Below are 12,949 nucleotides of genomic sequence, written 5' to 3' on the forward strand. Positions count from 1 at the left end.
TCTGTGGGGTAAGGCTACATTACCTTATTAGAGCAAGTATAACATAGCGCCAAGAAAGCATACAAGGGTAAGCCTGGCTTTTTGCTTGCTTTGTGGAGATTCTAAGGAGATTTTTATGGATCAAACTACCTCATAGCGTCTCATGTAGCGAACTGTGAGGGATCATTGCATCGGCGACTACAAGTATACCACGAGAAGCGAGAAACCTGCTCACAAATGGATGGTAGATAGGCTGGTTTGCCGTTGATAGATAACCTATCTACCATCTATTTGTGAAATCGATGAGTTCATTGATGAAGGGGGGAGGCCAACATTTCCTGATAGGTTTCATATGTCTGGCGTGCAATCTCGGCCTGGGTGTAGTATTTTAGGACGCGAGCACGACCACGGCGGGCGAGATCAGCGTACAGGGCAGGATCATCAAGCAGTTTACGAACCTGGGCACTTAGCTCATCGGCATTTCCCTCTTTGAAGACCAATCCCGCATCATCAATGACCAGGGGAATCTCACCCGAACTGGAACCAAGAACTGGTGTCTCGCATGCCATGGATTCGATCAATACACGTCCGAATTGTTCCGTCCAGTTGGGGCGACTAAGAGAAGGAAGCACGAAGGCATCTATCTCCTGCATAAAGCGAGGGATCTCATAAGTGGGCAGGCTCCCCTTGAAGATTACACGCTCGGAGATGCCCAGATTGGCTGCCTGTTTCTCTAATACCTCGCGCATAGGGCCAAAGCCAACGAAAACGGCCTGGCAGTAATCTGGTAGTTTGGTAAGGGCTTCGACGAGTGTAGGCAAGCCCTTTGACTCAACCAGTCGGCCCGCGTAGCCCAGGAGGAAGGGCTCTCCTGGTTTGTGTTGGCGTGGTGGGAGCGTGCGCTGGTAGATGACCGGGTCAATGCCAAACTGGCGAATGACATGTATACTCCCTTTATAGCCCTTGCGGCGGAGCACGTCAGCGGCGTCCTGATTTCCTGCGACCGCCGTTGTGGCGTGCTTATAGTTGTAGAGCTCGATTCGGCGGAATGGGAGCGGATACTCTCGGTAAAGGTTCTGAAAAGCAAAGAAGAGCACACGCGCCTTATGTTTGCCCGCGAGGCGCATAGCATGGTAGGTCGCGAAATTGTAGGGTTCCTCATCGATGTGTACAATCTCGGGGCGCACCTCTCGCATGATTTTGCTTAGTTCTGGATAGAAGTGCAGATGGTAACGACCATTGAAACGCATGGGGGTCTCAATCATGCGATAGCCCTCAGTATAGAGCTTCTCAAGTGTTTGCTTGCTCCCATCGTCGTGTAGCCAGTATGAGGGCGTCGCCAATGTCAATTCAACGTCTGGTAATCTGGCAAGCTCTTCAAGTTTTTTCTGCGAGGTCCCCGCGACGAGGGCCTTGGATATCATCAGTACACGCATAGTAATATCTTCTCTAAGGTCTCACGCGAAAACTAATGTGCTGCGGTGCCCCGTATGGGGTCGCGGCTAGCGCGAGTTCTATATATACGAATACCTGAGCGAGGAAGTACTAACCACCATGCAGGTGGTGCGGGTTTTCGTAGGAACTACAGTGCGCTCAGGTCTTCTATTCAAGGAATAGTAAGAAAAGATGACTGCCCTCTGGGCCTTGTGATCAGGCCTTAGTATGGGCGCGCTGGTATGCTGCTTCGTAGACTTTGAGAGTCTCGGCAGCAGTCCAGTGCCAGTTAAAGGTGCGAGCTCGTTTCAGCGCGCGTGCCCGTAGATCTGCTCTGAGGGTATCGTCACACAGGACACGATACATGGCATCGACGAACTGTTCCAGGTTATCCGGATCGATCTGGAGCGCGGCATCACCTACGACCTCAGGCAGCGAGGTACGATTAGAGCAAACGACAGGTGCGCCACAGGCCATGGCTTCCAGGGGATCGAGTCCGAAGCCCTCATAGAGTGAAGGGAAGGCAAAGAGGCTGGCTCCGCTGTACATGACTGGCTTATCCTCATCTTCCACAAAGCGGCAGATAACCTGTTGCTCTATACCAAGTTCCTTTGCCACAGGGCGCGGATCGGGAAAGAGTGCCCCCTTCTGCTTATCTGGATTGCCTGAAATAAAGAGTTGCAGATCGGGATCGCCCAGGCGTTGTGTGAGTTGCGCGAAGGCGCGTACCAGTTGTGGCACATTCTTGCGTTGATCGAGTCCCCCCAGATAGAACACATACCGTTCATTCAGGCCATAGCGAGCGCGAGCGCGGGCCAATGTCTCAGGATCGCTTACCGGCTGAAACTGCTCGCCCACGGCTTGATAGATAACATGAACGCGTTCTTCTGGCAGCTTGAGAACCTCGATGATATCGCTCTTGGCATGCTGTGAAACCGTAATGATCTCACTAGCCTTGTGCGCGCCTCGTGCCGCGAGTTGCATATAGGCTTGTACCTTGCGGTCGGGCAGATACGCAGGCAAGCGCAAGGGAATGACATCGTGAATCGTCACAACCGTTGGCACGCGCGGCAGGAGCGGCGGCGCGAAGTAGGGGACATGGAAGACATCTACACCCGCGTTGCGAGCAGCGGCAGGCCCTGTCATTTGTTCCCATAGGAGTTTCTGAATGTTTTTGCTGCGGCGAGCGAAGGTTGGCACGGGCTTGACCTCATAGGGAAAGGTGGTCTTGTCCGTCGCTGTTGGCTGAGGACCCAGGAGCACATAGGAATTATGCTCATCGATCTCGTGTAATGCCTCGAGCAGGTGCAGCATGTATTGACCTGTACCCGACGCAGGATGCTGGAAGAAGAGCGCGTTGACACCTATTTTCATGAAATGGCGACCTCGTCTGAGAAATTGGTTTGACCCTCGTAGAGGCGTTGATATACTGAGAGCATTTTACGCGCTGACTGCTCCCAGGTAAACTTTCTGGCTTGCTCATAGCCCTTCTGGCGTAGTTCTTGCCGCAATGTTTCACTTTCGGTGAGTTGCGCGATGGCATGTGCAAGCTCATCGATGCTATAGGGGTCGACCTTGAGCGCGGCCTCCCCAACGACCTCGGGAAGCGAGGATATATTAGAGGTGATGACGGGTGCGCCACATGCCATGGCCTCTATTGGTGGGATGCCAAAACCCTCAAAGAAGGAGGGGAAAGCAAAGATCTGTGCCATACTGTACAGATGGACCAATTCGAGGTCACTGACACGCCCCAGGAAGAGCACGCGCTTTTCTAGTTTCAGCTTGCTGACCAGTTCGTGTGTCTCATCGTAGAGCCAGCCCTTACCTCCGGCAATCGCTAGCATAGCAGGAGCCTTCTTTTGCTGGTAGAGCTGATGATAAGCCTTAATGAGGCCCAGATGGTTCTTGCGTGGCTCCAGAGTTCCGACAGCAAGGATGAAGGGGAGCTTCAAACCGAATTTGTTACGTGTAGCCTCCAGCAGAACCGGGTCGCTCACGCGCTTGAAGTAGCTACCGACGCCGTTGGGAATAACAGTGAGCTTTTCGACTGGAGCTTGAAAATGCTTGATCAGTGTGCGACTGACCTCATGGGAGACAGTCGCGATCACATCGGCCTCGTTGATAGCGCGAGGTACCACCTGTGAGAGGTACGCTGCCAGCGCGGGCGCGGCATACTCCGGGTGCTCAAGAAATGCAAGATCATGTACAGTAACGATCTTGCGCGTCCTCTTGTTAAGCGGCGGCAGGACGAAATCGGGGTTATGATAAATATCGATGGGGCCAGTGAAGAGGTTCGCGGGCAGCGGGGCGCGCCAGCGATACCAGAGAATATTCAGGTAGCGGTCCGGGATGAGCATGCTACGTCCACGGACGTGCTCGCCTTCGGGAAAAGGATGGTCCTTTCCCGGTCGCCCACTCGTCAACAGAGTATAAGAGTTCGTGGTATCCAGAGCGAGCATTGCATCTACCAGGCGGCGTACGTAGGTACCAATTCCGGCTCCCTGCCGGATGGCGGCTGTATAGTCAATCGCGATACGCATGGGATATTACCTTTGCTCATCTGGTGGAAAGGGAGGCCAACCCATCGCGCGACCACCAATGAGATGAAAGTGGAGGTGTTGGACGCTTTGTCCAGCGTCTGGTCCGACATTGGTGACAAAGCGATAACCTTGTTCCAGCCCGCGTTCAGCGGCGATCTGGCTGGCGACAGTAAAGAGGCGCGCAAGCGTCTCGCCATCTGTCTGAGTGAGTTCTTGCATGGACTCGATATGACGCGTGGGAATGACCAGGATGTGTGTAGGAGCCTGGGGATTGATATCCTCGAAGGCCACCACATCGTTATCCTGGTGGACGATCTTGCTAGGGATCTCTCCCGCAACAATCTTACAAAATAGACAATCAGCCATAGCTAACCTCTTATTGTTTTTACTATTTTTTCCTTATACGGAAACCTGAGTGCGCCGGCACTAGCCGCGAGAGCGGCGTTGGTTTTCGCATAAGACCTTTGAGTATACATATGGATACTCTGGACACGCGAAAGGGGGCGGCCAGGTGGCATCCCCCTTTATGTATCTGCTCCCTTCACAAGAGTGAGCAGAGCCTACGCGAACCGATACATTACTCGTTTGTTCGCGCCTCTGTTCCAGACGAAGGGTGTGTGCTCATCGTTTCTGCTGATATATGCTCCTCTGTTGCTATCTCCGTGCCCGTTTGAGGACTGGAGGGCCTGTCTGAAAGAGAGGAGGATGCCTGTGTTTCCTTGGGGGAGGCATCGAAATCGCCGTGGAGCGAAGGATCATTGTATTGAGGTAGGTTCATTTCCAGGCGAATCGACTTGATTGCCTGATAGACAACACCTGGCTTGAGCGTAAGCTGAGTGGCAATGATCTTGTGAACGCCAACGGGAGGGATAGGTAGCATCGGAAGATATACCTCTTTGATGCGTTCTAGTTCCTCGACGCTTCCTTTATAGGTCTGGGCTTCCCACCAGCTAGGCATATGTTGGCGGTCGCGTAGATCCTTGACGATCTTCTTTACGGCTTTCTTGGGGATCTGCACCTCTTTGGCGATCTGCGTACGGATGCCGTCGAATTCTGCTGGAGCTGCGAGTTCGAGATAGAGGCCTTCGACCTTGGTAATCTGCTCCTGTGTAGGAATAAAAGGCTCTGGTGGCGGAGTCTTATCACGTTTCAGTTTAGGTGGAGTTATGGGCCTGGTTGGCTTTGTTCTTTCTCTGGGTGGTCTGGCTGGTCCGGGACGCCCTCCGGTTCGCTCTGGGCGTGGGCGCTGTCCATAAGTACCATCGACATGTGGGCGTGGGCGCTGTCCATAAGGGCCTGGTTGCCCCTGCCCGCTACCTGGATGATAGCCGCCGGGACCGCGATTATAGCCACCACCTTGATAGCCGCCCTGCTGTCCACCTTCGCGATAGCCACCACCTTGATAGCCGCCTTCGCGGTAGTTACTTGGGCCGCGTTGACCGTAGCCACCTTGCTTATACCCTCCGGAATTATAGCCGCTCTCGCGCTCGCGGTAGCTACTTGGGCCGCGTTGACTGTAGCCACCACGGTCTCCGTAGTTGCTGCGCTCGTTAAAACGGCGTTCGCCGAGCCCTTGCTCTCGCGTGGAGGGATAGGTGCTGTGACCAGACTGTGGAGCAGGTGGAGTGTTGTAACCTGGAGCCTGACGTGGCCCTGGCGTTTCTTTGGGTCCAGGGGATACCTGGGGTTTGGGATGCGCTGGTTGATCCGGTTGCCCGATCTTAATATCACTGAGGGTATCCAGCCATTGGCTGGTACCGCCTTGTGAGGCCTTAGGTTTTTGTGGTAGTGCCTGACGGGTTATACCTGGATTGGTAGGTTTATTCTGGGATTGAGGTGGCGCGTTCTTCGCTGCCAACTTTTCTTTCCTGGCCTTCTGCACGCAGTCGGGGCAAGTTACGTCTTTAGCATTAGCCGACTGAAACCACTTGCCGCAGGTGGTGCATCGCATTTTAATTTTGCTCATGCGCGAACTCCCCTGTACCATCAATATTGAAACAACGTGTTGAGTGTCGGAATGCACTTTCTATTGTAGTGTGTCTCCCTGGCTTTGTCTACCCTTGGTATTTTAGGGGCGTTGTGCGTAACATGAAACATTTTTGTCTATTGTTGTATATTGATGAGTAAATAAAGCCACTCTCTGCTGCTCAGTATAGAGGGGATTTCATCGTCCATGAGTGATTTTATGGTTGCCACATTCTTCTACCGTGCTACCCGGTGGAGGTATGCTCGTCGAAGAATGTGGTAACGTCGCGCAGGCTGGAGGTGCGCTGAGCAGGGGGAAGAGCGTTGATGACGAGCCTTCCGTAGCCTTTAGTATGCAGGCGCGTATCCAGAATTGCCATGACGCCTGTATCGGAGCGTGTACGTAGGAGGCGTCCAATACCCTGCTTGAGGCGCAACACGGCCTGGGGTAGGACATAGGTCCCGAACCAGTTCTCGCCATTCGCTTTCATATGCGCGACACGTGCCTCATGCACTGGATCGTCGGGTGGATCGAAGGGCAGTTTGTCGATGACAACCAGCGAAAGCGCGTCCCCTGCGATGTCGACTCCCTCCCAGAAGCTCTTGAGACCAAAGAGAACTGAACCTTTCTCCTGGCGGAAACGGCGTGTCAGTTCCAGACGCGTCATGTCACCTTGTTTGAGGAGCGGAAACTCCAGGTGCGGAGACATGATATCGTAGGCGTAGTCAAGCATGCGCTTGCTTGAGAAGAGCAGGAAGGCGCGCCCCTGCGAGCGCTTGACGAGAGAGTACATCTCGCGTGCGATGGCGAGCATATAGTCTTCGGACCCGTTACCGAAGGTGGGCGCTGGCAGGTGGCGCGGCAGATAGAGCAGAGCATTGCTTTCGTAGTCGAAGGCCAGAGGCAGGATACTCTCCTGCACTTCTGGACGTTCCTCCGCATCCAGGCCGACGCGATGCCGGAAGTAGTGGAAGTTGGCGGCGCTATTCTCGCCCTTGCTCGCCCCCATGTTCACTGTCGCGAGCGTGGCGGAGGTGCAGATAACATTGCACTTGTTGAAGAGGCGCTCTTTGAGCCAGTTTGTGACATCCAGAGGCGAGGCTGAGACCTGAAGTTGAGCCGAGCCACGACCACCACCGTCCGCGCGCTCTATATAGTAGACGAACTTATCGGGCTCGGCGACGGAGAAGACGGTGCGTACACTCTCTGCGAGATTTTGCGCTCGCTTGAGCAGCTTATCGTAGAGCTGATTTTCTTTCTCAGGCATGTCTTTAGGGCGCTGCTTACGCATAGAGTCGGCGAGGTCTGAGAGGGCTGAAGCCAGGCGCAAGCCCTCTTCCATAGGTTCTTCCAGGTTGAGCCTTCCCTTGAAGCCGAGATCGGCGAATTGCTCAAGGTGTAGCCACATGTTCTGTGCTGCCCTGAAGGCGTCGTCCTGCAAGCTGACCTGGCTATGGTCTTTGAGCATACGCTGTGCCAGGAGGGTCTGGATCTGACCTGGACTGATGGTAATTGTGAACGAGCGTGTAGCCTCCTCCTCAAGATGGTGAGCTTCGTCGAGAATAATTACGTCGCGCTCAGGGAGGAGGAAACCGCCCATGGCGGCGTCGAGCAGGAGTAGTGTGTGGTTGACAACGATAACCTGCGCGCGTTCGGCCCGCTCACGCATCTGGCGCACATAGCAGTCGGAGAAGTAGGTACATTTGCTCCAAGCGCACTGGTCGCTATCGGTCGCAACACGCCCACGTATATCAGGTGGCAACTGGAAATCTAGTGTCTCGAAATCTCCGGTAAAGCTCTCGTCGTCGGGATCATTAACAATATCAAGCAAGCGTTGGAACTTATCATTCTTGGTATAGAATTGCATTCCGATGCGTTCATTCTCCATGCGGTCGATGCAGAGGTAGTTGCTGACACCCTTGACCAGAGCGGCCTCGAAGGGATGGATATGCTGCTGAATGAACGGGATATCTTTATAGAAAAGTTGCTCTTGCAGAGCCTTATTGGCGGTACTAACGATAGCAACCTTGTTTGAGCGTACAACTGGTAAGAGGTAGGCAAGGGACTTGCCGGTGCCGGTGCCAGCCTCGATGATCGCGGGAATATTGAGCGAGAGCGCTCGGGCTACAGTCCGCGCCATTTCGACCTGAGCTGGACGCTCCTCATAGCCGGGAAGACGGCGCGAGAGAGCACCACCCTGGCACAGGTCGGAGGTAATCTGGCGATAGAGACGTGCCGTCTCCGCGTTATCTGGAAGCGAAACTGATTGCTGATCCTCACTCACCTCTGGTGGCGTGCTCTCCATTGTGGTCGGAAGCAGAGAGTGATGTAGGGCTTCAGGTGGTTGTTTTTTAGAAGCTGTTGTAGCGGCCTCGATTCTGGCTTCCTCTTCCGTCTGTTTGCGCCGTGTGATCTGTAGCCCGCTTGTGCTGGTCGGAGCTTCTGAGGGCTGACTCTTTACGGATGGCTTGGTTGGTTCTGGTTCCTGCGTTGTGACGCTGGATTGTGTGACTGCTACAGGCGCAGGTGCCACAAGTGGAGCAGTCTCGCGGATAGGTTGATGCATTAAGGCGCGGATATAGTTATCAGCGAAGGACTGAATGTGCCCAAAGCGCTCCAGTGGCTCACGGGCCAGGGCGCGTACCAGTACATGCTCAATGTATGGAGAGATGTGTGAGTTGAGCGTGCTGGGCATAGGGAAGGTCGTCTCTTCCTGCTGACGTAGAAGCTCTTCGCGCTCACTTGCTTCATATGGGCGGCGTCCGCAGAGCAGTTCATAGACCATGACTGCCAGGGAATATTGGTCGCTGGCTTCAAATGGTGTGCCATGCAGATATTCAGGCGCCATATAGGGAAGAGCCTCGCGCTCAAACCCCGAGTTTGGTTCCTCAGTTGAGAGGCGAAGGGCGAAGTCACTCAGCAAAATATCGTTCTGTTCCGTTAAGAGCAGGCTGGAGGGATGGAGGTTGCCATGGATAGTATGCAGGACATGCGCGTAGTGAAGCGCGGAAGCAGTGGTTGAAAGGATGAGCCGGATATCGGTTGGTTGATACTGCTGGGTAGGCGGGAACTTCTCATGAAGGCTTTGCCCTGGTTGGTAGTTCATGACTAGATAGGGATGCTCTTCATCGAAGCCAGCCTCGACGGTCCTGATAATATGGCGATTGATCAGCTTCTTGAGCTGGCGTGCGCGTGTGAGGAAGGCTGTTTGAGCTTGCTCGTCGCGGAGAGGCGTATGAAATTTCTTAATGAGGAGCGTCTTTTTGCGCTGTTTGCTTAGGTAGGTGGTGCTGGCCTGGCTGGTGCGTAGGGTGGCGGTAATAGGATAGGAGCCGATCTGTTGCAGCTCAACCTCGGACATATGCTCCTCACTTCTCCGAAAATATGAACATCTGTTTTTGTCTGCATTGCAGTATAACATAGGGCAGAGCGAGTAACAATGCCTTAAATACTCTGCCTGCCTGGGGATTGGATGATGCAGTGATCTCTCACACTTGATAGGCGTGAAGATGAGGAGTTTGCCTGTGGGATAGGCGGTATTCTGGTAGGAGTGCTACTTGACAGAGGGGTGGTTGTACGGTACTATTAGTGTATAATGTACACTAATAGGGCTTGAAAGGGAAGGGTCAGAAATAAGCGACTGGCTATTCCTTCGCAAGCTCTTATAAAATCTTATGCGACCCCAACATGTTGCCGTACCCCCGCATGGGGGTCGCGGTTAGTGCGCTCAGAGGTTCTCATAAGGAATAAGTATAGGATACACGATAGAGTGTAGCATGTCGAGTGTAGAGAGCGTTCTTCCTGAAAGAGCGCTTTCTATTGGACGAGAAGTTATGGAAAGAGCTAAGACTGATGGAAGAGCAGCGTATGTCAATAAGCGACTTGCAGGAAAGTGAACGCGAGGAACCGCAAGAGCGGGAGCAGGGGCAGGTAAGCGAGGCCGAGGCCCATGGATACGATGTTAGCAAGTATGAACGCCCGTCAGTCACAGTGGACGTTGTGATGATGAGTTTGCGTCAGAAAGATCTGCAAGTGCTCCTGGTAAAGCGGCGCGCGTGGCCGCATGAAGGTATGTGGGCCATTCCAGGCGGTTTCGTCAATATGGATGAGTCGTTGGAGGATGCGGCCAAGCGTGAGCTCTGGGAGGAGACGCAGGTGGAGAACGTCTACCTGGAGCAACTCTATACCTTTGGTGATCCTGGTCGTGACCCGCGCACGCGTGTAATCACGGTCGTGTACTTTGCTCTGCTGGATTCTGAGCGTTTGCAGGTGAAGGCGGCGAGTGATGCTGTTGACGTGGACTGGTTTCCAGTCTATGATCTGCCACCGCTGGCCTTTGATCATAAAAAAATTCTAGAATACACACTCAATCGTCTGCGGGGCAAGCTTGATTACACTACCATCGCCTTCAATCTGCTGCCAGAGCAGTTCACGCTACGCGAGTTGCAACGCGTCTATGAAATGATTCTGCACAAACGAATTGACAAGCGTAATTTCCGTAAGAAGGTACTCTCCACGGGCATCCTTGAGGATACCGGAGCAAAGAAGATGGAAGGGACGCATCGACCCGCGCGCCTGTATCGTTTCAATCCCGCCGCTGAGCATGAGCTATAGGCATGAGCTCGACCCTATACCTATTTTGATTTGGGAGAAGATCGCATGGCACACTCGACATTACCCGCGAACTTTATTGAGCAGGCGGTTCCGTTCTTACGTGAACTGGTGCAATGGGAGCGTGAGCTTCCCACATTAGCCTGGGGCGATTTTGTTGTCGAGGCGCAGAAGGGGCAAGTGGCTCTCTTTAGCATTGACATGATCAATGGCTTCTGTCATGAGGGCGCGCTTGCCAGCCCACGCATCAGGGGAATCATCCCAGCGGTGGTGGCAGCTATGAAGGGCGCGTTTGGGATTGGTGTGCGAAACTTTGTTTTGGCACAGGATTGTCATACCGAGAATGCCACTGAATTCGCTGACTTCCCACCGCATTGTCAGGCTGGGAGTCGCGAGGCCGAGATTATTCCAGAGTTGCTCGACCTGCCCGCGCTAGCGTTGGCGACTGTAGTCCATAAGAACTCACTGCATGCCTTCCACGGTACGAACCTCGATACCTGGCTTGATGAGCATTCTGATATGAGCATTGCCACCATCGTTGGGGACTGCACCGATCTGTGTGTATATCAGACCGCTCTCCATCTCAAGCTCCACGCCAATGCGTACAATAAGCCTTTGCGCGTGATTGTTCCTGAGAATGCCGTCCAGACCTACGATACGCCAGTTGAGATCACTCAAGAGGCTGGTATCCTGCCTCATAATGGTGACGTAATGCACTTGTTGGCCCTGTATCATATGCGCCTCAACGGCATTGAAGTGGTGCGCGAGATTCGTTAGTGTAGGTCAACCCTGATGTTCTTTGCGCTTTTCAACGCGTGCGGTACAGTAGGCGACCTGTGAAGAAGTCCAGCCGATGTAATCAATGCGTGTCTCCCGAGGGGTCTCAAGGAGAGGTCCCTCAACCGTCAGTGGCATATCGCTGTTTGTATCCCAGAGGACGGGGAGTTCATGTGCCTGCCGTTCATCTTTGATGCGTACGGGAACAGGATAAAGGCGATAGATATAGGGATCGAAGAGGTGCGTCGGGACATGGAGTATTTCCCGCCGCCAAACCATTTGATGTTGTTCAGTGAGTTCTGCCACTGAGCTCTCTGGCTCTTCGCTCTCGCTTTGTAGGGAGCGAACAAAGTTGCGTGCCTCTTGTGGGTTAAGCGTGACGCGCTCAACGTAGTGGTTACCCAGGTTGAGGACGGCAAGGGCCTGCGAGCCGTGATGGAAGGCGCGTCTGAGCCAAGGAGCGGGATTGATCAGATGTGTGCCCCATTCCTGGGTCACAATGGTCGCACCACGTCGCTGGTGACGGCTATGCCAGACCTGGAAAAAAGCCTGCTTGCGTTTGAAATCACACTGGCACTCTTCCCAGGAAGGGTAGCCACGTCGCTGAATCTCATGATGTACATAGCGTACCAGGGTTGTTGTCATAGCCGTGGCAGCCAGTGCAAAGCCGGTGAAGAGTAGATTGCTACGCTTACTGGCGAAATTGAGCATGGGGGACCTCCAACAGATCGAGCAACTCAAATAGAGAGTGGACTAAGAGACAGTCAAGCTGGTTTTCCTGTAGTCTAGAATGGCGGTCGAGCAAGACAGGCGTTATGCCGACTGAACGGGCTCCTAGCACGTCCTGGACGTACATATCACCGATATGGAGCGCGAACTCTGGAATCTCGTTCGCGCGTTGTAGTGCGCCCTCGTAGAGCGCGGGGGAGGGTTTCGCGTGGCGCATAGCCGCCGAAATGATGACGCAATCAAAATAGGGAGTGAGCTGAAGGTGCTGGAGGATAGGTCCCAGAGCCATACCCCAGTCCGAAATAATGCCCATGGTATATTTGCGAGCCTTGAGCGCATCCAGGGTTGGTAGCACATCCTCGTACAACTGCCAGCAAGCGGGATTATCGTATTCGCGCGTGATGGTATAGGCAAGCTTATGAAGGCGCTCCTCATCATGCTCCTCAACAAAGGGACGCAGGAGATTCTTATAGTAGCCAGTCCAGAAATCAATAATGTCCTGTTCGTTGGCCCAGGTATGACGATTGATGCTGCGGTGGCTCAAGAAGTAGCTCTCAGCCTCAACCATACGCGCCGTGACAGCATCCATATGAATATGCAGGTTCAGAGCTTGACCAACTTGCTGACAGAGCTCAGGTGTCGAGAGTCGTTCGGTGAGGAGAGTATAACCGGCGTCGAAAAAAACTGTGCGGATTGCTTGTGGCTGCTCAATAAGCATGTTCTAGACCTTTTCTTTCCGGGCTCTATGATCGTGTATGGTCAGTCTAGCATGTCTCAAAAGTCAGTGTCAATGAGTGCCAGTACATATCATAAGCTGCCTGGTGGCTTCCTTCCCATAATAGCCTCAGCTGTTGAGACATTATACACAAACCAGCGCCGCCTAAAGGGTTACTATTGCTAACGCGCTCTGGGT

General features: G+C 53.5%; 10 protein-coding genes. 2 read left to right on the plus strand and 8 right to left on the minus strand.

Annotated elements, in window-relative coordinates:
• Positions 1-287: 287 nt before the first annotated feature.
• From K3T82_RS15480 to K3T82_RS15505, 6 genes are all read right to left on the minus strand, one after another.
• A complete protein-coding gene (locus K3T82_RS15480) occupies positions 288-1,415 on the minus strand; it encodes a glycosyltransferase family 4 protein (RefSeq protein ID WP_220194338.1) in 1,128 nt (375 codons plus the stop codon).
• Between the two features lie 214 nt (positions 1,416-1,629).
• Positions 1,630-2,787: a glycosyltransferase family 4 protein gene (locus K3T82_RS15485; RefSeq protein WP_220194339.1), complete on the minus strand. Its 1,158-nt coding sequence runs from the start codon at positions 2,785-2,787 to the stop codon at positions 1,630-1,632.
• Positions 2,784-3,953 carry a glycosyltransferase family 4 protein gene (locus tag K3T82_RS15490; RefSeq protein ID WP_220194340.1) on the minus strand — a complete coding sequence of 390 codons (1,170 nt, stop codon included), beginning with the start codon at positions 3,951-3,953 and terminating at the stop codon, positions 2,784-2,786. The genes K3T82_RS15485 and K3T82_RS15490 overlap by 4 nt, the downstream gene beginning before the upstream one ends.
• Positions 3,954-3,959: 6 nt before the next feature.
• The gene (locus K3T82_RS15495) at positions 3,960-4,319 is read right to left on the minus strand and encodes a histidine triad nucleotide-binding protein (RefSeq protein ID WP_220194341.1); all 360 of its coding nucleotides are present in this window, start codon (positions 4,317-4,319) and stop codon (positions 3,960-3,962) included.
• A 211-nt stretch (positions 4,320-4,530) separates the two neighbouring features.
• Positions 4,531-5,919 carry a hypothetical protein gene (locus K3T82_RS15500; protein ID WP_220194342.1) on the minus strand — a complete coding sequence of 463 codons (1,389 nt, stop codon included), beginning with the start codon at positions 5,917-5,919 and terminating at the stop codon, positions 4,531-4,533.
• 244 nt (positions 5,920-6,163) lie between these two features.
• Complete coding sequence (locus K3T82_RS15505; protein ID WP_220194343.1) at positions 6,164-9,280, minus strand: helicase C-terminal domain-containing protein; 3,117 nt, start codon at positions 9,278-9,280, stop codon at positions 6,164-6,166.
• A 491-nt stretch (positions 9,281-9,771) separates the two neighbouring features.
• On the opposite strand from K3T82_RS15505, the gene K3T82_RS15510 reads away from it, so the two are divergent.
• Together K3T82_RS15510 and K3T82_RS15515 are read left to right on the plus strand one after the other, a co-directional pair.
• Positions 9,772-10,533 carry an NUDIX hydrolase gene (locus K3T82_RS15510; RefSeq protein ID WP_220194344.1) on the plus strand — a complete coding sequence of 254 codons (762 nt, stop codon included), beginning with the start codon at positions 9,772-9,774 and terminating at the stop codon, positions 10,531-10,533.
• A 45-nt stretch (positions 10,534-10,578) separates the two neighbouring features.
• Positions 10,579-11,307, plus strand: a complete 729-nt coding sequence (locus tag K3T82_RS15515) for a cysteine hydrolase family protein (RefSeq protein ID WP_220194345.1) — start codon at positions 10,579-10,581, stop codon at positions 11,305-11,307.
• A 6-nt stretch (positions 11,308-11,313) separates the two neighbouring features.
• On the opposite strand, the gene K3T82_RS15520 is transcribed toward K3T82_RS15515, so the two are convergent.
• Positions 11,314-12,018, minus strand: a complete 705-nt coding sequence (locus K3T82_RS15520) for a hypothetical protein (protein ID WP_220194346.1) — start codon at positions 12,016-12,018, stop codon at positions 11,314-11,316.
• Positions 11,999-12,754 (minus strand): HAD family hydrolase, encoded by a 756-nt coding sequence (locus tag K3T82_RS15525; protein ID WP_220194347.1) that lies wholly within the window; start codon positions 12,752-12,754, stop codon positions 11,999-12,001. Before K3T82_RS15525 ends, K3T82_RS15520 begins: the two co-directional genes overlap by 20 nt.
• Positions 12,755-12,949 lie beyond the last annotated feature (195 nt).

This window comes from Ktedonospora formicarum, from assembly GCF_016587355.1.
GTDB classification, from domain to species: domain Bacteria; phylum Chloroflexota; class Ktedonobacteria; order Ktedonobacterales; family Ktedonobacteraceae; genus Ktedonobacter; species Ktedonobacter formicarum.

Coding starts and splice junctions, on each gene's coding strand:
- K3T82_RS15495 (WP_220194341.1), bottom strand. CDS start 4,319: ATGGCTGATTGTCTATTTTGTAAGATTGTTGCGGGAGAGATCCCTAGC.
- K3T82_RS15510 (WP_220194344.1), top strand. CDS start 9,772: ATGGAAGAGCAGCGTATGTCAATAAGCGACTTGCAGGAAAGTGAACGC.
- K3T82_RS15520 (WP_220194346.1), bottom strand. CDS start 12,018: ATGCTCAATTTCGCCAGTAAGCGTAGCAATCTACTCTTCACCGGCTTT.
- K3T82_RS15490 (WP_220194340.1), bottom strand. CDS start 3,953: ATGCGTATCGCGATTGACTATACAGCCGCCATCCGGCAGGGAGCCGGA.
- K3T82_RS15485 (WP_220194339.1), bottom strand. CDS start 2,787: ATGAAAATAGGTGTCAACGCGCTCTTCTTCCAGCATCCTGCGTCGGGT.
- K3T82_RS15480 (WP_220194338.1), bottom strand. CDS start 1,415: ATGCGTGTACTGATGATATCCAAGGCCCTCGTCGCGGGGACCTCGCAG.
- K3T82_RS15515 (WP_220194345.1), top strand. CDS start 10,579: ATGGCACACTCGACATTACCCGCGAACTTTATTGAGCAGGCGGTTCCG.
- K3T82_RS15525 (WP_220194347.1), bottom strand. CDS start 12,754: ATGCTTATTGAGCAGCCACAAGCAATCCGCACAGTTTTTTTCGACGCC.
- K3T82_RS15505 (WP_220194343.1), bottom strand. CDS start 9,280: ATGTCCGAGGTTGAGCTGCAACAGATCGGCTCCTATCCTATTACCGCC.
- K3T82_RS15500 (WP_220194342.1), bottom strand. CDS start 5,919: ATGAGCAAAATTAAAATGCGATGCACCACCTGCGGCAAGTGGTTTCAG.